General features: G+C 67.2%; 20 protein-coding genes. 7 read left to right on the top strand and 13 right to left on the bottom strand.

Going from position 1 to position 21,771, the window contains the following annotated elements; genetic code table 11:
- Nucleotides 1-298: 298 nt before the first annotated feature.
- The 11 genes from CEG14_RS02055 to CEG14_RS02005 all read right to left on the bottom strand — a co-directional run bounded on the left by CEG14_RS02055 (nucleotide 299) and on the right by CEG14_RS02005 (nucleotide 10,759).
- Entirely contained in the window at nucleotides 299-724 is a 426-nt protein-coding gene (locus tag CEG14_RS02055) for a F0F1 ATP synthase subunit epsilon (protein ID WP_094824685.1), read from the bottom strand.
- Nucleotides 725-733: 9 nt separating this feature from the next.
- Nucleotides 734-2,137: a F0F1 ATP synthase subunit beta gene (gene atpD, locus CEG14_RS02050; RefSeq protein WP_094824684.1), complete on the bottom strand. Its 1,404-nt coding sequence runs from the start codon at nucleotides 2,135-2,137 to the stop codon at nucleotides 734-736.
- A 36-nt stretch (nucleotides 2,138-2,173) separates the two neighbouring features.
- Nucleotides 2,174-3,079, bottom strand: coding sequence for a F0F1 ATP synthase subunit gamma (gene atpG / locus CEG14_RS02045; RefSeq protein WP_094824683.1), 906 nt, complete (start codon nucleotides 3,077-3,079; stop codon nucleotides 2,174-2,176).
- 100 nt (nucleotides 3,080-3,179) lie between these two features.
- On the bottom strand, nucleotides 3,180-4,721 hold the full coding sequence (gene atpA / locus CEG14_RS02040; protein WP_094824682.1) for a F0F1 ATP synthase subunit alpha: 1,542 nt from the start codon (nucleotides 4,719-4,721) through the stop codon (nucleotides 3,180-3,182).
- A gap of 34 nt (nucleotides 4,722-4,755) precedes the next feature.
- Nucleotides 4,756-5,295 (bottom strand): F0F1 ATP synthase subunit delta, encoded by a 540-nt coding sequence (locus tag CEG14_RS02035; protein ID WP_094824681.1) that lies wholly within the window; start codon nucleotides 5,293-5,295, stop codon nucleotides 4,756-4,758.
- A 12-nt stretch (nucleotides 5,296-5,307) separates the two neighbouring features.
- Nucleotides 5,308-5,778, bottom strand: a complete 471-nt coding sequence (locus tag CEG14_RS02030) for a F0F1 ATP synthase subunit B (protein WP_094824680.1) — start codon at nucleotides 5,776-5,778, stop codon at nucleotides 5,308-5,310.
- Nucleotides 5,779-5,914: 136 nt separating this feature from the next.
- Complete coding sequence (gene atpE, locus CEG14_RS02025) at nucleotides 5,915-6,157, bottom strand: F0F1 ATP synthase subunit C (RefSeq protein ID WP_003815363.1); 243 nt, start codon at nucleotides 6,155-6,157, stop codon at nucleotides 5,915-5,917.
- Nucleotides 6,158-6,271: 114 nt separating this feature from the next.
- Entirely contained in the window at nucleotides 6,272-7,153 is an 882-nt protein-coding gene (gene atpB / locus CEG14_RS02020) for a F0F1 ATP synthase subunit A (protein WP_094824679.1), read from the bottom strand.
- Between the two features lie 67 nt (nucleotides 7,154-7,220).
- Nucleotides 7,221-7,637 (bottom strand): ATP synthase subunit I, encoded by a 417-nt coding sequence (locus CEG14_RS02015; RefSeq protein WP_094824678.1) that lies wholly within the window; start codon nucleotides 7,635-7,637, stop codon nucleotides 7,221-7,223.
- Between the two features lie 503 nt (nucleotides 7,638-8,140).
- Nucleotides 8,141-9,652 (bottom strand): DUF1254 domain-containing protein, encoded by a 1,512-nt coding sequence (locus CEG14_RS02010; RefSeq protein WP_094824677.1) that lies wholly within the window; start codon nucleotides 9,650-9,652, stop codon nucleotides 8,141-8,143.
- Nucleotides 9,653-9,982: 330 nt separating this feature from the next.
- The gene (locus CEG14_RS02005) at nucleotides 9,983-10,759 is read right to left on the bottom strand and encodes an enoyl-CoA hydratase (RefSeq protein WP_094824676.1); all 777 of its coding nucleotides are present in this window, start codon (nucleotides 10,757-10,759) and stop codon (nucleotides 9,983-9,985) included.
- Nucleotides 10,760-10,792: 33 nt separating this feature from the next.
- On the opposite strand from CEG14_RS02005, the gene CEG14_RS02000 reads away from it, so the two are divergent.
- Entirely contained in the window at nucleotides 10,793-12,571 is a 1,779-nt protein-coding gene (locus CEG14_RS02000) for a M61 family metallopeptidase (RefSeq protein ID WP_094824675.1), read from the top strand.
- 16 nt (nucleotides 12,572-12,587) lie between these two features.
- Here CEG14_RS02000 and CEG14_RS01995 read toward each other — a convergent pair whose 3' ends face one another.
- The gene (locus CEG14_RS01995; RefSeq protein WP_094824674.1) at nucleotides 12,588-13,487 is read right to left on the bottom strand and encodes an NAD(P)/FAD-dependent oxidoreductase; all 900 of its coding nucleotides are present in this window, start codon (nucleotides 13,485-13,487) and stop codon (nucleotides 12,588-12,590) included.
- Between the two features lie 136 nt (nucleotides 13,488-13,623).
- On the opposite strand from CEG14_RS01995, the gene folB reads away from it, so the two are divergent.
- The 5 genes from folB to CEG14_RS26735 all read left to right on the top strand — a co-directional run bounded on the left by folB (nucleotide 13,624) and on the right by CEG14_RS26735 (nucleotide 19,511).
- Nucleotides 13,624-14,001, top strand: a complete 378-nt coding sequence (gene folB / locus CEG14_RS01990; RefSeq protein WP_094824673.1) for a dihydroneopterin aldolase — start codon at nucleotides 13,624-13,626, stop codon at nucleotides 13,999-14,001.
- Between the two features lie 205 nt (nucleotides 14,002-14,206).
- Complete coding sequence (locus CEG14_RS01985) at nucleotides 14,207-14,611, top strand: DUF4878 domain-containing protein (protein WP_094824672.1); 405 nt, start codon at nucleotides 14,207-14,209, stop codon at nucleotides 14,609-14,611.
- On the top strand, nucleotides 14,590-15,210 hold the full coding sequence (locus CEG14_RS01980) for a YiiX/YebB-like N1pC/P60 family cysteine hydrolase (protein ID WP_255032075.1): 621 nt from the start codon (nucleotides 14,590-14,592) through the stop codon (nucleotides 15,208-15,210). Before CEG14_RS01985 ends, CEG14_RS01980 begins: the two co-directional genes overlap by 22 nt.
- 141 nt (nucleotides 15,211-15,351) lie before the next feature.
- Nucleotides 15,352-17,643 (top strand): FdhF/YdeP family oxidoreductase, encoded by a 2,292-nt coding sequence (locus CEG14_RS01975; RefSeq protein WP_094824671.1) that lies wholly within the window; start codon nucleotides 15,352-15,354, stop codon nucleotides 17,641-17,643.
- A 263-nt stretch (nucleotides 17,644-17,906) separates the two neighbouring features.
- Nucleotides 17,907-19,511, top strand: a complete 1,605-nt coding sequence (locus CEG14_RS26735) for a methyl-accepting chemotaxis protein (RefSeq protein WP_094824670.1) — start codon at nucleotides 17,907-17,909, stop codon at nucleotides 19,509-19,511.
- A gap of 57 nt (nucleotides 19,512-19,568) precedes the next feature.
- Here the strand turns inward: CEG14_RS26735 and CEG14_RS01965 are convergent, their stop codons facing one another.
- Nucleotides 19,569-20,474: a LysR substrate-binding domain-containing protein gene (locus tag CEG14_RS01965; protein ID WP_094824669.1), complete on the bottom strand. Its 906-nt coding sequence runs from the start codon at nucleotides 20,472-20,474 to the stop codon at nucleotides 19,569-19,571.
- Nucleotides 20,475-20,593: 119 nt separating this feature from the next.
- Here CEG14_RS01965 and CEG14_RS01960 point away from each other — a divergent pair, with 119 nt between their 5' ends.
- Nucleotides 20,594-21,760, top strand: a complete 1,167-nt coding sequence (locus tag CEG14_RS01960) for a mandelate racemase/muconate lactonizing enzyme family protein (protein WP_094824668.1) — start codon at nucleotides 20,594-20,596, stop codon at nucleotides 21,758-21,760.
- The last annotated feature ends 11 nt before the right edge of the window (nucleotides 21,761-21,771 follow it).

The following is a 21,771-nucleotide window of genomic DNA, read 5'->3' as shown; positions in this document are numbered from 1 at the left end:
GCCTATGCGCGGTGACCGCAATGCGGTTTACGCGTAGCGCCCGGGCGGCATACCGGGTGTTGCGGCGCGGCAGGCGCCCGCCCCGCGCTGCCCTGATTCGGACGCAGGCCCGAGCCCGCCGACGTGGCCGCACCGGCGCACGCGCGCAGCGCGGCCACGGCCTGGCACGAGCCGAGGGCGCGGCAGATGCGCCAACCCGCGCGCGGCGCCTCGTTTCCTGCGCGGAGGCCGGAAACGACAAAGGCGGCCGAAGCCGCCTTTGTCGTGTGCCGGGACAGACCCGGCGTACCGCAATGGATCAGTGCGAAGAACGGCCCGAACGCAGACGACGGGCCGCGGCGGCTTGCGCAGCCAGCATGGCGAGCTCGGCCTCGACCACGGCGATGTCTTCCTTGTTCTTGGCGTTGCGCAGGGCGTCTTCCGCCTTTTCGCGCGCCGCCACGGCACGGGCTTCGTCCAGGTCAGCGGCCCGGATGGCCGTATCGGCCAGGACGGTCACGCTGCCAGGTTGCACTTCCAGAATGCCCCCGGCGACGAAGATGGTTTCCTCGCCTTCGTCGGCACGGACGATCTTGACCGTCCCGGGGCGGATGCGCGAAATGAGCGGGGTGTGGCCGGGCAGAATGCCCAGCTCGCCCGACTCGCCAGGCAGAACCACGAACTTCGCCTCACCGGTGAAGATCGCTTCTTCCGCGCTGACCACATCGACATGCAGGGTAGCCATAACAGGTCCTTATTGCAGTTTCTTGGCCTTCTCGAAGGCCTCGTCGATCGTGCCGACCATGTAGAAGGCCTGCTCGGGCAGCGAATCGCACTCGCCGTTGACGATCATCTTGAAACCACGGATGGTTTCGGCCAGCGGCACGTACTTGCCCGGCGAACCGGTGAACACTTCAGCCACGTGGAACGGCTGCGACAGGAAGCGCTGGATCTTGCGGGCGCGGGCGACCGATTGCTTGTCTTCCGGCGACAGTTCGTCCATGCCCAGAATCGCGATGATGTCGCGCAGTTCCTTGTAGCGCTGCAGCGTCTGCTGCACGCCACGGGCCACCGCGTAGTGCTCTTCGCCCACGACTTGCGGGTCGAGCTGGCGGCTCGAGGAATCGAGCGGATCCACGGCGGGGTAGATACCCAGCGAGGCGATGTCACGCGACAGCACGACGGTGGAGTCCAGATGCTGGAAGGTCGTGGCGGGCGACGGGTCGGTCAAGTCGTCGGCAGGCACGTACACGGCCTGGATCGAGGTGATCGAGCCGGTCTTGGTCGAGGTGATGCGCTCTTGCAGAACGCCCATTTCCTCGGCCAGCGTGGGCTGGTAGCCCACGGCCGACGGCATACGACCCAGCAGTGCCGACACTTCGGTACCGGCCAGGGTGTAGCGGTAGATGTTGTCGACGAAGAACAGGATGTCACGGCCTTCGTCACGGAACTTCTCGGCCATCGTCAGGCCGGTCAGTGCCACGCGCAGACGGTTGCCCGGGGGTTCGTTCATCTGACCGAACACCATGGCGACCTTGTCGAGAACGTTCGACTCTTCCATTTCGTGGTAGAAGTCGTTGCCTTCGCGGGTACGCTCGCCCACACCAGCGAACACCGACAAGCCGCTGTGCTGCTTGGCGATGTTGTTGATGAGTTCCATCATGTTCACGGTCTTGCCGACGCCGGCGCCACCGAACAGACCCACCTTGCCGCCCTTGGCGAACGGGCAGACCAGGTCGATAACCTTGATGCCGGTTTCGAGCAGTTCCACGGAGGGCGACAGCTCGTCGAACTTCGGGGCGGCCTGGTGAATGGCGCGCTTTTCTTCCGAAGCGATCGGGCCGGCTTCGTCGATCGGGCGACCCAGCACGTCCATGATGCGGCCCAGGGTGCCGTGACCCACGGGGACCGAGATCGGGGCGCCGGTGCCGGCGACCTTCATGCCGCGGCGCAGGCCGTCCGACGAACCCAGGGCGATGGTACGCACCACGCCGTCGCCGAGCTGTTGTTGCACTTCGAGCGTCAGGCCCTTTTCCGCGAACGAGGAACCCTCGTCGTCGGCCAGGGTGAGCGCTTCGTAGATCTTGGGCATGCTATCGCGGGGGAACTGAATGTCCACCACGGCGCCGATGCACTGAACGATGGTTCCGTTGCTCATGTCGATTCCTTGATATTTTGACGGGATACTGCCGGGTTACACCGCGGCAGCGCCCCCTACGATTTCCGAAATTTCCTTGGTGATCGCGGCTTGACGGGTCTTGTTGTAGACCAGTTGCAGCTCACCGATGACCTTCTTGGCGTTGTCCGAGGCGGCCTTCATGGCCACCATGCGCGCGGACTGTTCCGAAGCCATGTTCTCGGCCACGGCCTGGTACAGAAGGCCTTCGACGTAGCGCTGCAACAGATCGTCGATCACGCTCTTGGCATCGGGTTCGTAGATGTAGTCCCAGCTGTACTCCGACTTGACCTCGGCCGTCTCGGCCAGGGTCTCGGCGCCCGTCTGGTACGGATCATCCAAACCGGAGGCCAGCGGCAACAGGCGCAGGAACACCGGCTCCTGCTTCATCGTATTGACGAAGCGGGTGGTCGCCACGTACAGCGCGTCGATACGGCCTTCGAGGTAGTCGTCGAGCTGGACCTTGATCGCGCCGAGCAGACGGTCGAGATCAGGCTTGTCGCCCAGTTGGACTTCCTGCGAGACCAGCTTGGCGCCGATACGCGTGAGCAGCGACATGCCCTTGTTGCCGAAGGCGGTCGTCTGCACGGCGATGCCGGCTTTCTCGAATTCCTTCAGGCGGCCGAGGGTGACGCGGCTGATGTTGGTGTTCAGGCCACCGCAAAGACCCTTGTCGGTCGTCACCAGGACCACGCCCACGGCCTTCACTTCACGTTCATGAAGATAGGGGTGGTTGTATTCCGGGTTGGCCTGCATCAGGTGAGCAGCGATCTCGCGCACCTTGGTGGCATACGGGCGGCCAGCGCGCATCCGTTCCTGCGCCTTGCGCATCTTGGACGCGGCGACCATCTCCATCGCCTTGGTGATCTTGCGCGTGTTTTGCACGCTCTTGATCTTGGTTCGGATTTCCTTGATTCCGGGCATTGCGCTTTCCTGTTGAGTCGGCTTGGGCGGTGCAGCCGGGGCTAACCCCGCCCTACCGTAGGATGGGCGTCGCCGCCCATCGCTACGTCAGACAGTTGCCTTAAAAAGCACCGTGCTTCTTGAAATCCTGGAGGGCGGCAGCCAGTTCGGCTTCGTCATCCTTGGACAGTTCCTTGGTGTCTTCGATGCGCTGGATCATCGCGGCGTGCTTCGCCTTCAGGTGATCCTTGAACGACTTCTCGAACGACAGGACCTGCGCCACATCGACGTCATCCAGGAAACCGTTGTTCACCGTGTACAGCGAGACGCCGAGTTCCCACACTTGCAGCGGCTGGTATTGCGGCTGCTTGAGGAGCTCCACGACGCGCTTGCCGCGCTCGAGCTGGCGACGGGTCGCGTCGTCGAGGTCGGAGGCGAATTGGGCGAACGCGGCCAGTTCGCGATATTGCGCCAGGTCGGTACGGATACCGCCGGACAGCTTCTTCACGATCTTGGTCTGGGCGGCACCGCCCACACGCGACACCGACACACCGGCGTTGATGGCGGGACGCACACCAGCGTTGAACAGGTCGGTTTCGAGGTAGATCTGGCCGTCGGTGATCGAGATCACGTTGGTCGGAACGAAGGCCGACACGTCGCCTGCCTGGGTTTCGATGATCGGCAGCGCGGTGAGCGAGCCGGTCTTGCCCTTGACGGCGCCGTTGGTGAACTTCTCGACGTACTCTTCGTTGACGCGAGCGGCACGCTCCAGCAGGCGCGAGTGCAGGTAGAACACGTCGCCCGGGTAGGCTTCGCGGCCCGGCGGACGGCGCAGCAGCAGCGAGACTTGACGGTAGGCCCAGGCCTGCTTGGTCAGGTCGTCATAGACGATCAGGGCGTCTTCGCCGCGATCGCGGAAGTATTCGCCCATCGTGCAACCGGCGTAGGCGGCCAGGTACTGCATGGCGGCCGAGTCGGAGGCCGAAGCGGCCACGACGATGGTGTATTCCATGGCGCCGTGCTCTTCGAGCTTGCGCACCACGTTGTTGATCGTCGATGCCTTCTGGCCGATGGCGACGTACACGCAGGTGACGCCCTTGCCCTTCTGGCTGATGATCGTGTCGACGGCAACGGCGGTCTTGCCGGTCTGGCGGTCGCCGATGATCAGCTCGCGCTGGCCACGGCCGATCGGCACCATCGAGTCGATGGCCTTGATACCGGTTTGCAGCGGCTGCGACACCGAGCGGCGGGCGATAACGCCGGGCGCCACTTTTTCGATGATGTCGGTTTCGGTCGTGTTGATCGGACCCTTGCCGTCGATCGGGGCACCCAGCGTGTTGACCACGCGGCCCTTCAGGGCGGGGCCGACCGGCACTTCGAGAATGCGGCCGGTGGTCTTGACCTGGTCGCCTTCGGACACGCCGGTGTAGTCGCCCAGAATCACGGCGCCGACCGAGTCGCGTTCGAGGTTCAGTGCCAGACCGAACACATTGTTGGGAAATTCGAGCATTTCGCCCTGCATCACGTCGGACAGGCCGTGGACGCGGGTGATACCGTCGGTCACGGAGACCACGGTACCCTGGGTACGAACATCAGTCGAAGCGCCCAGGCCCTCGATGCGGCTCTTGAGCAGTTCGCTGATCTCGGAGGGATTGAGTTGCATATTGACTCCTGGAATCCTATTAGTCTCGCCTGCCTTAAGCGGCCAGCGTATCGCGCAAGCGGGTCAGTTGGGCTTTGACGGAAGTATCGAGCACCTGGTCCCCGACTGCCACGCGCACGCCACCGATCAGCGACTGATCGACGGACACGTGCGCCTTGAGCTTGAGACCGAATTTGCCTTCGAGCGCGCCGATCAGCTCTTTGACCTGGGCATCGCTGAGTTCGAATGCGCTGGTGATTTCCGCCTGCGCCGTGCCCTCGTGACGATTCTTCAGTTCTGCGAACTGGGTGGCGATGAGGGGCAAAAGCAGCAACCGGTCGTTCTGGACCAGCAGGTCGATGAAATTGCGCGCGGCCTGCGGCAGCTCAGTCTTGACCAGGCTGGTGAAAACCTGAGCACGCTGGGCATCGTTCAGACGCGGGTCGGTCATCGCTTCGCGCACGTCGGCGTTGGCGGCAACCTGGGCCAGTTCATCGACCAGGCCAGCCCATACTGCCAGACCGGCCTTGTCGTCGCGCGCTGCGCCGAAGAGCGCTTCGGCGTAGGGACGGGCAACAGTGGAAAGTTCAGCCATGACGTTCCCGGATTAAAGCTGTGCCTTGAGCTGGTTCAGCAGCTCGGCATGGGCGCGGGCATCCACCTCGCGCTTGAGGATCTGTTCGGCACCCTTGATCGCCAGCGCGGCAACTTCGTCGCGCAGTGCATCGCGAGCACGCTGAACTTCCTGAGCGGCGTCCTGCGCGGCTTGAGCCACGATACGGGCGCGCTCGGCTTCGGCCTCGCGGCGAGCCTGTTCGATCAGCGCGGCGCCTTGCTTTTCGGCGTCGACGATGCGTGCGTGGGTTTCGGATTTGGCAGAAGCCTCGATCAGACTGACACGCGCCTGGGCCTGGGCCAGATCGGCCTTCCCTTTCTCGGCGGCTGCAAGGCCGTCGGCGATTTTTTGGCGGCGCTCATCGATCGCCTTCGTCAGGGGCGGCCACACGAATTTCATCGTGAACCAGCCCAGAACGAAGAACACGAGCATCTGGAAGAAGATCGTCGCGTTCAGATTCACGGTCGTTCCTTTAACACCTTGCGGCCCCGGCCACTCTGAGAGCAATCCGGAGCACTCGATACTTTGCTGGCAAGCGGTGCATCGGTCGCACCACCGCCAGCGTCAGGCCCGCCTGTTTCGCCGGCGGGCAATGCCATTAACCGACGAACGGGTTGGCGAAGGCGAACAGCATGGCGATACCCACGCCGATCAGGAACGCCGCGTCGATCAGGCCGGCCAGCAGGAACATCTTGGTCTGCAGGGCGTTCATCAGTTCGGGCTGACGAGCCGAAGCTTCCAGGTATTTGCCACCCATCAGTGCGATACCGATGCAAGCGCCGATAGCGCCCAGACCGATGATGAGACCGCAAGCGAGAGCAACGAAAGCGACGTTGGTCATGACAACTCCTTGGTTAAGAATCTGAAATCAGGATTGTTAAAAACAGGTACTACTTGAATGCAAGAAAACCTTGCGACTCGGCACGCGCCACACCGGCCCGCGCCGAAATTTGGATCAATGCCCTTCGTGCGCCTGGCCGATGTACACCAGCGTCAGCATCATGAAGATGAAAGCCTGCAGCAGCACGATCAGGATGTGGAAGATCGCCCACACCGAACCGGCCAACACGTGCCCAATACCCAAACCGATGCTGCTCGCGTTGAAACCCGTCCAGGCACCGCCCAGCAGTGCGATCAGCATGAAGACCAGTTCACCGGCGAACATGTTGCCGAACAACCGCATGCCCAGCGACACCGACTTGGCGGCGTATTCGATCAGGTTCAGCAGCAGGTTGAAGGGCGCCAGGACCACGGCGGCGAGGCCATGCGCGTGGAACGGGGCGGTGAACAATTCTTTGACGAAGCCGCCCGGGTGCTTGATCTTGATGCCGTAATAGAACATCAGCAGCAGCACGCCCAGCGACATGCCCATCGGCACGTTCAGATCGGCGGTCGGGAGGATGCGGTGGTAGTACAGGGGATCGCCGTGCTCGGCACCCAGGCCGGTGAGGCGCCAGATGGAGGGCATCAGGTCGACGGGCAGCAGGTCGAGCGCGTTCATCAGGATGATCCAGAGGAACACGGTCAGGGCGAGCGGCGCCACGAACAGACGGCTCTTGGCGTTGTGCACGATGCCCTTGGCCTGGTCATCGACCATGTCGACGATCATTTCGACGAAGGCCTGGAAGCGGCCCGGCACGCCAGCGGTGGCGCGACGAGCGGCCGACCACAGGAAGAAAACGACGATCAACCCCATCAGGATCGACCAGAACAACGAGTCATAGTTGATGACGTCGAACTGGGCAATGATGCTCTGCTTTTCGCCGATGTTGTTCAGGTGCACCAGATGGTGCTGAATGTACTCGGACTGAGGCGACGCGCCACTGGCTGCAGCCATGTGAAATCCTACCCTGTTTGCTGTGCACCGGCCCTTGCGGCCCGGCTATGCACGATTGTTAATTGCGCTATGACAGCTTGCGGAACATCAACAGCAGGAGATACCCCTTGAGCGTCAGGATCAACCCCAGCAGCACGGCGGGCATGACCAGCCATTCGTGCGTGAAGTACCAGATCAGCCACAACAGCAGTGCCGTCATGATGAGCTTGATCATTTCGCCCAGGAAGAAAGCTACCGGATTCGGCCGGACCGACCTGACGACATTCACCAGCAAGCGCAATGCAAACAATGCATTGGGCAAGAAATACGCCCCCGCTCCCAGCAACGCCGACACGCCTGCCGTCGCTCCCGCAACAATCCCCGCGATTGCTGCCGCTGCAAGACCCATGGCACCTTGCGCCACGACGGCCATCAAGAGTTCCCGGACAGCGCGCGCATTGATGGCTGCGCGGTCTGCGTCGGTAAGTACCAAACTCTCTTGCATTTAGCTTCCCTGCCCCTATCTAGATACCGGACACCGGCATCTACCGGGGCGCTGCCCACCACAAATCGCGGCGCATTCGTCCCCTTCCGAAGGGCCGTTTCCGCCGGGTTGGCCACACAAGCAGGCAATCGGATCGCTCTCGATGCGCACGGCTCGTGCAGGGAACTTCGTGGAAAACGGCGACTCTGGAGGGTATCAGTCGCTCAATCTGGGTTAAATCAGGTCTGCCTAATCGCGATGGTCGCCACGGCGCGGCATTCAGCCACGTGTTATCCCGCATGCGTCAAACCCGCAGAGTATAGCCCGAAATGCGAGACGCCGACAAATCGAAAGCGGCGCTCGGACAACGGGCCGGCACCCTCGCCCCGCGCTGGCCGCCGCACTCGCCGCCGCGCTGGCCGCCGCGTCATTCCGCCCCCCAATTCTCGCCTCCGGCGCGCCCCGCGCGCCAATGAAAAAGCCCCGCCAGGACTGGCGGGGCTCGGGGACGTGCGCGCGGGCGCTCAGTCCTTCTTGACGGCGGGCGGTGCCCACTTGCCGTCGAGCGCGATGTCGCGCGGCGCATACAGGCGCAGGTTGAGCATCACGTTGCCGTCGCGCGGCGAGGGCAGCCAGTTGTTCGCCTTGCTGTCGCCCGGATAGTCGCGCTGGATGTAGATGTCCAGCGAGCCGTCCGAGTTGTACTTCAGCGGATCGGTGCTGCGCACCGAGTAGCGATTGGCCGTGTTGTCGGCAAAGCCCTGGCGCGCGTCATACAGCGTGAGCGACCAGAAACCGTCGACCGGCGGCAGTTGGTCCTTCTCGAAGTGCAGCACGTAGTCCTTGCCGCTTTCGAGCAGGCGGCCCTTGCTGTCGACCCAGGTCACCGGGTAGAGCACGTCTTCCGGCGTGCTGGCGCCCAGGCCGGCATAGGCCACGGCGGCGCGGCGCAGGTAGTCGGTGCCGTAGGTGCCGATGCCGCTGCGCACCGTCACCCAGCCGTTGGCCTCCTGGCCCAGCGTGGGCAGCGCGTCGGCGATGCGGCGGCCGGCGATCGGCTTGGCCTCGCTGAGCGCCTGCTGCACGGCCGGGTCGAGGCGGCTGAACACGAACGGCTGCGGACCGCCGATGCCGGCGCGGCGCAGGCGATCGAGGATCGGGTTGTCGTTGGCGTGCGGCGGATTCGAGCGCACCAGGTCGGCGAACAGCGTGAAGTAGGAGGCGGCGTCGAGCGCGGCGACCTGCTCGGCCGGCGTGCCCTGCGCGTTCCAGGCCGGATTGGCCGGTGCGTTCGACACGAAACCGTAGTTCTTGCCCCATTGCGACAGCGGCACGGCGGTCAGGCCGGCCTGGAACTGGTTGACGGCCTGGTAGTCATTGGTGCCGGCGGTCTGCACGCGGCCCACGACCCAGCCCCAGGCGGTGGGGCTGCGCACGGCATCCACGCCCGGCGGCAGCACGCCCTGCCAGTTCGGGCCGACGATGGCGAAGGTCTGCGGGCCCTTGCCGTTGGTGCGGGTGCCGCGCGAGGCGAACGAATCGGTCCACATGTCCAGCACGTTGAGCAGCACGTAGCGGTTGCCGGCGTCGGGCACCTGCACGATCAGCGGCTCGCGCGACACGTCGTACCAGAGGCTGGAATGCAGCGTGTCGGCGCTGGGCCAGGCCACGTCGGTGCTCTTGGCGTCCGGGAACACGGTGCGGTGGCCGAACTGGTTCATCGGCGCGCGGCCGGCGACGGCGCTCTGCACGTTGGTGGCGTGACGGCGGGTCATTTCCATCAGCACCATCGGATAGGCGTAGACATACGCATCGATGGCGAGGTCGCGCAGCTCTTCGGCGGTCAGCGGCGCGGTCATGGCGGCGGTGGGGGCCGAGCCGGGCGCGACCGGGTACGGGGTCTCCGACACCAGCCGCAGCGTGGGCGTGGGCGACGGCGTCTGCGCCGAAACGGAGCAAGCCATACCGGCGGACAACGCTCCCGCCATCAGGATGACTTGCCAGCGCAGGCGGGCGGGGGTTGCTCGTGTACGCATGTGAGGCTCCTTGTTGGTGTTGTCTGAACGAATCGGCCCGGACCGCGCAGGGAATCGAGTCCTGCGCCCATGGGGCCGACTGCCTTGCCCACTCAGGATAGGCGCGCCGCGTGCAACAGAGTGCAATGCAAAGGTTTCAACGGGCAACCCGGCGGGCAAGCCCCGCAGCGGTAGCAAACCGCGTGCCCGCCGCCCGGCGGCCCCAATGAAAAACCGCCGCCGGGCAGACCCGGAGCGGCGGCTGGAAATACCCGGAGAGGCCATGCAACCAGGCATGACAAGCATGACCGGAAACAACAGATCCCTACAGGGCGAGACGGGTCGGACGTCTCAGCGGTGCTTGAAGTCGGGCTTGCGCTTCTCGGTGAAGGCCGCCATGCCCTCCTTCTGGTCTTCGGTCGAGAACAGCGAATGGAACACGCGGCGCTCGAACAGCAGACCCTCGTTGAGCGGCGCCTCGTAGGCGCGATTGACGCATTCCTTGGCCAGCATGACCGAGGGCAGCGACATGGACGCGATCACGGTGGCGGCGTCGAGCGCCTCTTCGAGCAGCTTGTCGGCCGCGACCACGCGCGAGACCAGTCCGGCGCGCTCGGCCTCCTCGGCGTTCATCATGCGGGCGGTGAGCACCAGGTCCATGGCCTTGGCCTTGCCCACGGCGCGCGGCAGGCGCTGCGTGCCGCCGGCGCCCGGGATCACGCCCAGCTTGATTTCCGGCTGGCCGAACTTCGCGCTGTCGGCGGCAATGATGATGTCGCACATCATCGCCAGCTCGCAGCCGCCGCCCAGGGCGTAGCCGCCCACCGCGGCGATCACCGGCTTGCGCACGCGCTTGAGGGTTTCCCAGTTGCGCGTGATGTATTCGCTGCCGTAGACATCCATGTAGCTCCAGCTCTTCATGGCGCCGATGTCGGCGCCCGCGGCAAAGGCCTTCTCGCTGCCGGTGATGACGATCGCGCCGATGCCGGCATCGGCCTCGAACGCCAGCAACGCCGCCCCCAGCTCGTCCATGAGCTGATCATTGAGCGCGTTGAGCGCCTTGGGCCGGTTCAGGGTCAGCAGGCCGACCCGACCGCGGGTTTCGACCAGCACTAACGACTCGCTCATAGAATGTCTCCGGTGAAAGGTATGAAATAAGATATGCCGATGAACGACGCACCCGTAATTTACCGCCTCGAGCCCTTCGATCTTGCCGGCCATCGCTACCGGATTACCCTGACGGTGGCGCAACCCGCCGCCGAGGGCCAGATCTTCTCCCTGCCTGCCTGGATCCCCGGCAGCTACCTGGTGCGCGATTTCTCGCGCCAGATCGAAACGCTGAGCGCACGCGCCGGCGGCCGCACGGTGGCCGTGCGCAAGCTCGACAACCACACCTGGCAGGCCGACCCGGCCGCGGGCGCGCTCGAGCTGCAATACACCGTCTATGCCTGGGATCTGTCGGTGCGCGGCGCGCATCTGGACGAATCGCATGGCTTCTTCAACGGCACCAGCGTCTTTCTGCGCGTGCACGACCAGGACGACCAGCCGTGCGTGCTGGACCTCGTCGCGCCGGCGGGCGAGCCGAACTGGAAGGTCTACACCAGCCTGCCCGAGGCCCGCGGCATGCCCGGGGCGGCGCGCCGCCATGGTTTCGGCCGATATCGGGCGCCCGACTACGACGCCCTGATCGACCATCCGGTCGAGATGGGCACGCCGCAGGTGGCCCGCTTCACCGCCCACGGCGCCGAACACGAGCTGGTGTTCACCGGCGTGGCCCCGCGGCTGGACCTGGCGCGCATCGCCGCCGACGTCGAGCAGATCTGCGCCACGCAGATCGCCTTCTTCGAGCCGCGCACCCGGCGCGCGCCCTTCCTCGACAGCAGCGACCGCTACGTGTTCATGACCATGGTCACGGGCGACGGCTATGGCGGTCTCGAGCATCGCGCCAGCACCGCGCTCATGACCTCGCGCAAAGACCTGCCGGTGCTGGGCCAGGCCGGCCAGGGCGAGGGCTACCGCCAGTTCCTCGGGCTGGTCAGCCACGAATATTTCCACACCTGGAACGTCAAGCGCATCAAGCCGGCGGCGTTCGTGCCCTACGACCTGCAGTCGCCCGACCTCACCCGCCTGCTCTGGGTGTTCGAGGGCTTCACGTCGTACTACGACGACCTGCTGTTGTTGCGCGCGCAATCGATCACGCAGACCGATTATCTGCGCCTGCTGGCCAAGACCATCTCCAGCGTGCTGCGCACGCCGGGGCGCCTGAAGCAGTCGGTGGCCGAGAGCTCGTTCGATGCCTGGACCCGCTACTACAAGCAGGACGAGAATTCGCCCAACGCGCTGGTGAGCTACTACACCAAGGGCGCGCTGGTGGCCCTGGGCCTGGACCTGCTGATCCGCAACGAAACCGGCGGCGAACGCTCGCTCGACGACGTGATGCGGCTGCTCTGGCAACGCTATGGCCGCGACTTCTACCAGGGCCGCGCGCAGGGCCTGGACGAAGACGGCCTGCCGGCCCTGATCCGCGAGGCCACCGGCGTGGACGCGCGCCGCTTCATCGCGCGCCATGCCTATGGCACGGCCGACGTGCCGCTGGCCGAGCTGCTGGCCGGCCAGGGCTATTCGCTGCAGATGAAGGCGGGGCTCAACATCCCCTCGCTCGACGTGCGCACCCGCAAGCAGGGCGACGCGCTCGCGCTCGCCACCGTGCTCGAGGGCGGCGCGGGGCACAAGGCCGGCCTGTCGGCCGGCGACGTGCTGGTGGCGGTGGATGGCCTGAAGGTGGACGCGCCGGCCGGGCTCGACACGCTGCTGGCGCAATACCGGCCCGGCGACCGGGTGCTGGTGCACGTGTTCCGCCGCGACGAGCTGCGCGCCTATCGGGTGCGGCTCGCCGCCCCCGCCGCGCTCGACTGCACCATCACGCCGACGGTGGTCTAGCGCACCGGTCGGCGGCTCAATCCGCCGGCCGCTCCCAGCGGCGCTGGATGGCCTTGGCCGCGACCACGCCGTCGGCCATCGCCGTCACCACGCAGGGATGCATGCGGTGCGACACCTCGCCCACCGCATACACGTCGGGCAGGCTGGTCTGGGCCGAGGCGAAATCGGTGCGGATGTAGCCGCGCTCGTCGCGCGCCAGGTCGAGGCTGTCGGCAAAGCCCGCCTGCGGCTCCCAGCCATAGAACACCAGGATCAGGTCGAAGGCGCGGCCATCGACCGTGCGCGCCTGCGGATCGACCTCGTAGGGCCCGATGCGCACGTGCTCGCTGCCGGCCCGCGTGACCCACTGCTGCTGCGCCCGCACGCTGCGCGCGTAGAGCTGCACCTCGGCCGCGCCCCGGTTGCGCACGTAGACGAAATTCTCGAAGGCGTTGTCGCCCCCGCCCAGCACGGCCACGCGCAGGCCCGAGTAATCCTGCGCCACGATGGGCGAGCCGGGCCCGATCAGCACGCCCGGCCAGCGCGACTGCGGCGGATGGCCGGGCAGGTTGCGGGCGCGCACGCCGGAGGCGATCACCAGCGAACGGCCGCTCACCGCGCGCGCGCCGTCGGGGCCCTGCAAACCCACCTCGACGCCGGCCTTGCAGGGCCGCACCGAAACCGCCCGGGTGCGCAGGGCGAGCGGCACCCCGGCCGCGGCCACGCTCTCGGCGATATTGGCCGCGACCTCCTGCCCGGTCTTGCCCGGCAGGGCCACGATCCAGTCGTCGGCGAACGGGTTGTCGTGGGTGAGCCCGCCCACCTGGTCGCCCGCCTCGACCAGCAGGGGCGCCAGGCCCAGCCGGGCGAGCCAGATCGCGCAGGAGGCTCCCGCGGGACCGGCGCCGATGATGACCGCGTCGAAAACGTGCTGCATCTTGCTCCATCCGAGGTCGGCCGCGCGCGGCGCGGCCGGGGTGATTTAGCGCCGATTGTAGTCAGTGGCCATCGCGGGCGCCGCCGCGGCGCGCGCCGCCGTACAATCTCGCGATTGTTCCAGACAGGCCCGCACCATGCCGACTCGCCGTATCTTCATTTCCGGGCTCGCGCTCGATGCCCGCATCGGCATCCTCGAACACGAGCGCCGCGCCAGCCAGCCGCTGCACGTGGACGCGGAGTTCGACATCGACGTCGACCGCGCCGTCGATGACCACGACATCCACAGCGTGCTCGACTACCGGCGCCTGCGCGAGGCCATCGTCGAGGAATGCACCCAGGCCCACGTCAACCTGATCGAGACGCTGGTGGAGCAAGTGGCGGCCCGCCTGCTGGCCGAATTCCGCGAAGTGCGCGCGCTGCGCCTGCGCGTCTCCAAGCCGATGGCCTTTGCCGACTGCGCCGCCGTCGGCGTGGAAATCCAGATCTCGCGCGACGCGCCCGGCGACGTCTGAGCCGGTCGCGCGCTGGCCCGGCGACGCAAGTGGTCACACTTTGCACGATCGGGTCAGAACTCCCGCCCCTGCGCCGCGACCCGCCCCCGCGGCGTCTCAAACCCCTGTAAACAAAGCGCTTTCGCGCCGCTTGCGGCACGCCGGCGGCCTGCGCGCGCATTGCTACTATGGCGCGCCTTTTTTCTCTCATTACAGGAGCAGTTTCATGCGGGTCGTCGCGCGCGCGTTCCAAGTGTTGTGGTTGGCCTTTTTCGCCGTCGCCCTGACGGCATGCTCGGGCGGCAAACCCGAATCCACCGTCGAGGCGCTCTACCGCGCGGCCGAGAAGGGCGACGTGGACAAGGCGGTCGAACAGATCTCGTTCGCCGGCGTGCCGGAAAACCAGATGCTGCAGGCCAAGGGCAAGGTGCAGATGATCGTCGGCGAGATGCAGCGCCGCATCCAGACCAACGGCGGCGTCGACAAGGTCGAGACGCTGGAATCCAAGGTCGACGAGCAGAGCAAGACCGCCGTGGTGCGCACGCGCCTGGTGTTCAAGAACGGCAAGGACGTGACCGAGACGCACCGCCTGGTGCAGGAAGACGGCGCGTGGAAGCTGCGCCTGAAGTAAGCCGGCCGGGCCGGGCGCGCGGGTCGCGCGCGGCCTGCGTCGCCCTCGCGCTGGCCGCCACGGCGGCCGCGTGGGCCCAGCCCGTGCTGCCGCCGCAGGCGCTTCCCGGCGACCTGATCTTCCGCAAGGGCACCGAGGCCGTCAGCGATGCGGTGATGGCGGTCGACGATGGCGAGTTCAGCCACGTCGGCATGCTGGTGCGCGGCCCCGCCGGCTGGCAGGTCGTGCACGCCACGCCCGCCGAGGTGCCCGGCCGCGCCGATGGCGTGGTGCTCGATGACCTCGCGTTCTACACCGATCCGGCCCGCGCCGAGCACTATGCGGTGTATGCCGTGCGCGCCAGCGCCGCCGAGCGCGAGGCCGCGGTGAAGGCCGCCCTGGCCGCGCGCGGCGAGCCGTTCCGGCTGGCGCAGGACGGCGGCACCTACTGCACGGCGCTGATGTGGCAGGCCTGGCGGGACGCGGGCGTGGACCTGCAGGTGCGCTTCACGCCGCTGGCGATTCCGCTTTTGCCCGGCAACTACCTGCTGCCCAGCACGCTGCAGCACTCGCCGCGGGTCCATGCCCTCGCGGCGCCCGCGCTGGCACGGGCGCCCTGAGGCCCGCATTCATACCGGCGTATCGGCGCCGCATACCAAAGAAAGCCCCACCGCCGACGCGCGCTTGACGGGGCGCTCACGCGCGCCGGTGTAAAAAGACGGCACTGCAATCCTTCCCTGCCCGGTCCGGGCGAGCCCCTCATGTCGAACGAAAACCCCGAAGGCATCCGCCCGTATCATCATCCCGCCGGCGGCTGGGATGCCCTGCGCGCCGTCGCCCAGACCATCCGCACGCAGATGAACGTGGTGACCGGGCCGCGCATCCTGTTGCGCAACAACCAGCCCGACGGCTTCGACTGCCCGGGTTGCGCCTGGCCCGATCCCAAGCACACCTCGACGTTCGAGTTCTGTGAAAACGGCGCCAAGGCCGTGACCTGGGAGGCGACCCGCAAACGCGCCTCGCCCGAGGTGTTTGCCCGCCATACCGTGACCGAGCTGCTCGGCTGGAACGACCACGCGCTCGAAGACCTGGGCCGGCTCACGCACCCGATGGCGTACGACGCCGCCTCCGACCGCTATCTGCCGATCGAATGGGACGAGGCCTTCGCCCGCGCCGCCGCCGCGCTCAATGCCCTGCCCGACCCGGACATGGCGGAGTTCTACACCTCCGGCCGGGCCTCCAACGAAGCCGCCTTCCTGTACCAGCTGTTCGTGCGCGCCTACGGCACCAACAACTTCCCGGACTGCTCGAACATGTGCCACGAGGCCACCAGCGTGGGCCTGCCGCAGGCCATCGGGATCGGCAAGGGCACGGTCTCGCTGGACGACTTCGACGAGACCGAGCTCATCATCTCGATGGGCCACAACCCGGGCACCAACCATCCGCGCATGATGGCGACGCTGCGCGAAGCGGCGCGCCGCGGCGTGCCCATCATCGTGTTCAACCCGCTCAAGGAGCGCGCGCTCGAGCGCTTTGCCTCGCCCCAGTCGCCGGTCGAGATGGCCACCATGGGCGCCACGCCGATCGCGACCACCTATCTGCAGGTGAACGTGGGCGGCGACGCCGCCGCGCTCAAGGGCGTGATGAAGGCGGTGCTGGCGCTGGACGCGGCCGATCGCGCCGCGGGCGGCGCCGGCACGCTCGACCGGGCATTCCTGGCCGAACACACCGAGGGCTTCGACGCGCTCGTGGCCGACCTGGACGCCACGCCCTGGGCGCGGATCGAGGCCGTGAGCGGGCTGCGCCAGGCCGACCTGGAACACGTCGCCACCCTGTATTGCCGCGCCAAGTCGGCCCTGGTCTGCTACGGCATGGGCATCACGCAGCACGCGCGCGGCACCGAGAACGTGCAGCAGATCGCCAATCTGCTGCTGCTGCGCGGCAACTTCGGCAAGCCCGGCGCCGGCATCTGCCCGTTGCGCGGGCATTCGAACGTGCAGGGCGACCGCACGGTGGGCATCGACGAGAAGGCGCCGGCCGCGCTGCGCGCCGGCATCGAACGCGTCTTCGGCTTCGTGCCGCCGGCCGCGAAGGGCCACGACGCGGTCGAGGCCATCGAGGCCATGCTGGCGGGCCGCTCGCGCGTGCTGGTGGCGCTGGGCGGCAACCTGGCGGTGGCCATGCCCGATACCGCGCGCACCCACGCCGCCGTGCGCAAGCTCGACTGCGCGGTGCACATCGCCACCAAGCTGAACCGCTCGCACCTGCTGCTGGCGCGCGAGAACCTGCTGCTGCCCTGCCTGGGCCGCACCGAACTCGACGTGCAGGCCAGCGGACCGCAGTCGGTCACGGTGGAGGATTCGATGTCGATGGTGCATGCCTCGCGCGGCGCGCTGCCACCGCCCTCGCCGCACGTGCGCTCGGAGCCGGCCATCGTGGCCGGCCTGGCGCGCGCCGTGCTGGGCACGCGCCACGGCATCGACTGGGAAGGCATGGTGGCCAACTACGACCTGATCCGCGACGCCATCGAGGGCGTGCTGCCGGCCTTTGCGCGCTACAACGAGCGCGTGCGCGAACCGGGCGGATTCCGCCTGCCCCTCGGCCCCACCGAGCGCGTCTGGAAGACGCCCTCCGGCAAGGCGCAGTTCCTGGTGTTCAAGGGCATGCGCGAGGACGCGCCGCGGCCGGCCGACGTGCTCACGCTGACCACGCTGCGCAGCCACGACCAGTACAACACCACGCTCTACGGCTTCGACGACCGCTATCGCGGCGTGTTCGGCCGGCGCGACGTGGTGTTCGTCAACGCCTTCGACCTGGCCGCCCGCGGCCTGGCCGAGGGCGACCGCATCACGCTGGAGGCCGCCACCGATCCGGCGCACGGCCAGCCCGCGCGGCTCGAGCACTACACGGCCGTGGTCTATGACATCCCGCGCGGCTGCGTGGCCGCCTACTACCCGGAGGCCAACGTGCTGGTGAACCTGGACAACCGCGACCCGCAGAGCGGCACCCCGGCCTACAAGTCGGCGCCCGTGAGGCTCATGCGCGCGGCGTAGGCGGCGGCGCTGCCGCAACATTCCTCACCGTCGGCACACGAAAATGGCGCCGCGCACCGCAACGGTGCGCGGCGCTCGTTTTTGTCCGCCCGGCATCGATCCGGGTTAACCCCTAAAGATCGCGTCCATCCTGCCGTTATCCGGAGAGCATCGTGCGCCGATCCCCGGCCCCCGCCCTCCCGCGCCCCCTTGCCGCACGGCGCACGCTTGCGTCTTCCACGCGCGGTTTCCCCCGATCCGCGCCCTCTCGCCAGGACCAGGACATGGGAATCTTTCGTGACATCAGGATCGCGACCACGCTGATGGGCGTGATCGTCGTTTTCTTCGGCTTTCAACTGCTGCTCGGCGGCTCGGGCTACTTCGCGCTGTCGCGGGTGGGCACCGACGTGCACGCTCTCTATCGCAGCTCGGTGATCCAGAGCAACTCGGTCAATGCCGCCTCGCTCTCGCTGGTCGCGGCCCGCACCGACCTGAGCCGCTATGCCACCCGCGTGGCGCAGGGCAAGGGCTCGGAGAACGCGTCGCTGCTGTCCGCGCGCGAGTTCGTGGCGCGCGCCGACAAGAGCTTCGCCATCTTCGAGAAGTCGCTCGACGACACCGATCGGCAGAGCTCGGCCGCGCTGGTGCAGGCCTACCACGCCTACAGCGCCAACCTGAAGCGCGTGGGTGACGTGCTGCAGGCGGGCGACATGGAGGCTTACCTCAAGCAGGGCACCCAGGGCGTGCAGGACACCTATCTGAAGGCGCGCAACGGCTTCATCGAAGCCACCGAGGCCGGCGGCGAGTCCGCCATGCAGACCATCACCGACTTCTCCTCGCTGTTCACCACGCTGCTCGCCGTGGTCCTCGTCATCGGCCTGACGGTGGCGGTGGCGACCTCGATGATGATCAAGCGCATCATCGTGGGCCCGCTGCAGCAGGCCGGCGAGCTGTCCCGCCGCATCGCGGCAGGCAACCTCGCCAACCGCGTGCCCGACGCCGGGAAGAACGAGGTCGGCGCCCTGCTGTCGGCGCTCAAGGGCATGCAGGACGGCCTGGTGACGACGGTGCGCCAGGTGCGCCATGGCGTGGACGAGATCCACCTCGGCACGCGCGAGATCGCGGCCGGCAACAACGACCTGTCGGCCCGCACCGAAGAACAGGCCGCCTCGCTCGAAGAGACCGCGTCGAGCATGGAAGAGCTCTCGTCGACCGTGAAGCAGAACGCCGAGAACGCGCGCCAGGCCAACCAGATGGCCGCCACCGCCTCGAGCGTGGCCGAGCGCGGTCACGAAGCCGTGGCCGGCGTGGTGCAGACGATGGGTGCGATCGCCGACAGCTCGAAACGCATCTCCGAAATCGTGGGCGTGATCGACAGCATCGCGTTCCAGACCAACATCCTGGCGCTCAACGCGGCCGTGGAAGCGGCGCGCGCCGGCGAACAGGGCAAGGGCTTTGCCGTGGTCGCCACCGAAGTGCGCAGCCTGGCGCAGCGCAGCGCGGGCGCCGCCAAGGAGATCAAGGGCCTCATCGAGGATTCGACCGGCAAGGTCCAGCAGGGCTCGCAGCAGGTGCAGACCGCGGGCGGCACGATGACCGAGATCCTCGACTCGGTGCGCCGCGTGACCGACATCATGGGCGAAATCTCGGCCGCCTCGCAGGAGCAGGCCAGCGGCATCGACCAGGTCAACCTGGCCGTCTCGCAGATGGACGCCGTGACGCAACAGAACGCGGCGCTGGTGGAGGAAGCCGCGGCGGCGGCCTCGTCGCTCGAGAACCAGGCCGACCGCCTGCGCGAGGCGGTGGCGATCTTCAAGCTGCCCGACGGCATGGTGATCGACAGCGGCGCCGATGCGCTGGCGGCGCCGGCGCGCACCGCGCTGGCCTGAGCCCCGCCCGACCCGGCCTGGAGCCGCCCGGGCGCCTGCTGGCGCCGGGCGGCTTTTTCATTGGGGCGGGCGCGGCTGCAGGTGCTCGACCAGGAAATCGATGAACATGCGCGCCCGCGCCGTCTGGCTGCGGCGCTGCGGGTAGTACACGAACAGATCGGCCGACGGCAGCGCGTAGTCGGCCAGCAGCACCCGCAGCCGCCCGCTCTCCAGATACTTGGCCAGGTCCCACTCGGAGCGGATCAGGATGCCGTGGCCGTCGAGCGCCCAGCCCAGCACGATGTCGCCGTCGTTGCTGGCGAGCGCGCCGCTCACCTTGATCGAATCCGTGGCGCCGTCGCGCTGGAAACGCCAGACCCCGTGGGCCTCGTCGTTCTGGCGGTGGATGATGCAGCGGTGCTGCGCCAGGTCGGCCAGCGTGCGCGGCTCGCCATGGCGTTTCAGGTAGGCGGGCGATGCGCACAGCAGCCGGCGGTTGCTCAGGATGCGGCGCGCGCGCAGGCGCTTGTCGGGCAGCGTGCCGAAGCGCACCGCCAGGTCCATGCCGCTTTCGATCAGCTCGACCGGGCGATCGGTGACGTCGAGCTGCACCTCGACGCCGGGATGGCGCTTGCAGAAGGCCGACACCAGCGGCGCGATCACGGTGCGCCCGAAGCCCAGCGTGGCGTTGACGCGCAGCAGGCCGCGCGGCTCGGTGCCCGCGCTGCTCACCGCCTCCTCCATGGCGCGCAGGTCGGCCAGGATGCGGGTGGCGTGGTGCAGGTAGGTCTCGCCCTCGGTGGTGAGGCTGACGTTGCGCGTGCTGCGGTTGAGCAGCCGCACGCCCAGGCGCGCCTCCATGCCGGCCAGCCGCTTGGTGGCGGCCGCGGGGCTGAGATCCAGCTCGCGCGCCGCCGCCGACAGGCTGCCCAGGCGCGCCACGCGCACGAAAAAACTCAGTTCAGACGCGAGATCGGTCTTCATGCGCGGGCCTTTCAGTATTCACCATAAGTAAATAATAAAGTGAATCTGGTTCACAGTCAGCGCGGCCGGCAAGACCTAAGCTGGAGGCTCGAACTGCACGACACATCCAGGAGACCGCCATGCGCATCGTCGACATCCGCGAACGCACCCTTCCCATCAGCTCGCCCATCCGCAACGCCTACATCGACTTCAGCAAGATGACGCTGAGTCTGGTGGCGGTCATCACCGACGTGATCCGCGACGGCAAGCCGGTGGTGGGCTACGGCTTCAACTCCAACGGCCGCTACGGCCAGGGCATGCTGATGCGCGAGCGCTTCATCCCGCGCCTGCTCGAAGCCCGGCCCGAGGCGCTGCAGGATGCCAGCGGCAACAACCTCGATCCGCACAAGGTGTGGAACACGATGTACACCAACGAAAAGCCGGGCGGCCATGGCGAGCGCTCGGTCGCGATCGGCACCATCGACATGGCGATCTGGGATGCGGTGGCCAAGATCGAAGGCAAGCCGCTGTTCCAGCTGCTGGCCGAACGCTACGGCAACGGCCGGCCCGAGCGCCGCGTGTTCGTCTATGCGGCGGGCGGCTACTACTACCCGGGCCAGGACCACGGCAAGCTCAAGGACGAGATGCGCAGCTACATCGACCGGGGCTATACGGTGGTGAAGAAGAAGATCGGCGGCGCCTCGCTCGACGAGGACCTGCGCCGCATCGATTCGATCCTGAGCGTGCTGCAGGACGGCCAGAAACTGGCCGTGGACGCCAATGGCCGCTTCGATCTCGACACCGCCGTACGCTACGCCAAGGCGCTGTCGGACTACGATCTGTTCTGGTACGAGGAGGCGGGCGACCCGCTCGACTTCGAGCTGCAGGCCATGCTGCGCAACTACTACGACCGCCCGATGGCGACCGGCGAGAACCTGTTCTCGATGCAGGACGCGCGCAACCTGATCCGCTACGGCGGCATGCGCGCCGACCGCGACTACCTGCAGTTCGACTGCGCGCTCAGCTACGGGCTGGTGGAATACCTGCGCACGCTCGAGATGCTGCATCAGCACGGCTGGAAGGCCGAGCGCTGCATCCCGCACGGCGGCCACCAGATGTCGCTCAACATCGCGGCCGGGCTCGGCCTGGGCGGCAACGAAAGCTACCCCGACCTGTTCCAGCCGTTCGGCGGCTTCCCCGATGGCGTGAAGGTCGAGGACGGCCACATCACCATGCCCGAGCTGCCCGGCATCGGCTTCGAGGGCAAGAGCGACCTCTACCGCGTGATGCGCGAGCTGTCGGACTGAGCGCGGCGCCG

Origin of the sequence: Bordetella genomosp. 1, from assembly GCF_002261335.1 — a bacterium.
Lineage (GTDB): Bacteria > Pseudomonadota > Gammaproteobacteria > Burkholderiales > Burkholderiaceae_B > Bordetella.
The sequence above is the reverse complement of the archived record's forward strand: the minus strand, read 5'-3'. Positions and strand labels throughout refer to the sequence as shown.

Excerpts from the sequence above, each read along its gene's own strand:
- CEG14_RS02000 (WP_094824675.1), top strand. The coding sequence starts at position 10,793 with ATGCCGATGAACGACGCACCCGTAATTTACCGCCTCGAGCCCTTCGAT.
- CEG14_RS02015 (WP_094824678.1), bottom strand. The coding sequence starts at position 7,637 with ATGCAAGAGAGTTTGGTACTTACCGACGCAGACCGCGCAGCCATCAAT.
- atpB (WP_094824679.1), bottom strand. The coding sequence starts at position 7,153 with ATGGCTGCAGCCAGTGGCGCGTCGCCTCAGTCCGAGTACATTCAGCAC.
- CEG14_RS01985 (WP_094824672.1), top strand. The coding sequence starts at position 14,207 with ATGCGGGTCGTCGCGCGCGCGTTCCAAGTGTTGTGGTTGGCCTTTTTC.
- folB (WP_094824673.1), top strand. The coding sequence starts at position 13,624 with ATGCCGACTCGCCGTATCTTCATTTCCGGGCTCGCGCTCGATGCCCGC.
- atpG (WP_094824683.1), bottom strand. The coding sequence starts at position 3,079 with ATGCCCGGAATCAAGGAAATCCGAACCAAGATCAAGAGCGTGCAAAAC.
- atpA (WP_094824682.1), bottom strand. The coding sequence starts at position 4,721 with ATGCAACTCAATCCCTCCGAGATCAGCGAACTGCTCAAGAGCCGCATC.
- CEG14_RS02055 (WP_094824685.1), bottom strand. The coding sequence starts at position 724 with ATGGCTACCCTGCATGTCGATGTGGTCAGCGCGGAAGAAGCGATCTTC.
- CEG14_RS01975 (WP_094824671.1), top strand. The coding sequence starts at position 15,352 with ATGTCGAACGAAAACCCCGAAGGCATCCGCCCGTATCATCATCCCGCC.
- CEG14_RS01995 (WP_094824674.1), bottom strand. The coding sequence starts at position 13,487 with ATGCAGCACGTTTTCGACGCGGTCATCATCGGCGCCGGTCCCGCGGGA.
- CEG14_RS01965 (WP_094824669.1), bottom strand. The coding sequence starts at position 20,474 with ATGAAGACCGATCTCGCGTCTGAACTGAGTTTTTTCGTGCGCGTGGCG.
- CEG14_RS02005 (WP_094824676.1), bottom strand. The coding sequence starts at position 10,759 with ATGAGCGAGTCGTTAGTGCTGGTCGAAACCCGCGGTCGGGTCGGCCTG.
- CEG14_RS02035 (WP_094824681.1), bottom strand. The coding sequence starts at position 5,295 with ATGGCTGAACTTTCCACTGTTGCCCGTCCCTACGCCGAAGCGCTCTTC.
- CEG14_RS26735 (WP_094824670.1), top strand. The coding sequence starts at position 17,907 with ATGGGAATCTTTCGTGACATCAGGATCGCGACCACGCTGATGGGCGTG.
- atpE (WP_003815363.1), bottom strand. The coding sequence starts at position 6,157 with ATGACCAACGTCGCTTTCGTTGCTCTCGCTTGCGGTCTCATCATCGGT.
- CEG14_RS01960 (WP_094824668.1), top strand. The coding sequence starts at position 20,594 with ATGCGCATCGTCGACATCCGCGAACGCACCCTTCCCATCAGCTCGCCC.
- atpD (WP_094824684.1), bottom strand. The coding sequence starts at position 2,137 with ATGAGCAACGGAACCATCGTTCAGTGCATCGGCGCCGTGGTGGACATT.
- CEG14_RS02010 (WP_094824677.1), bottom strand. The coding sequence starts at position 9,652 with ATGCGTACACGAGCAACCCCCGCCCGCCTGCGCTGGCAAGTCATCCTG.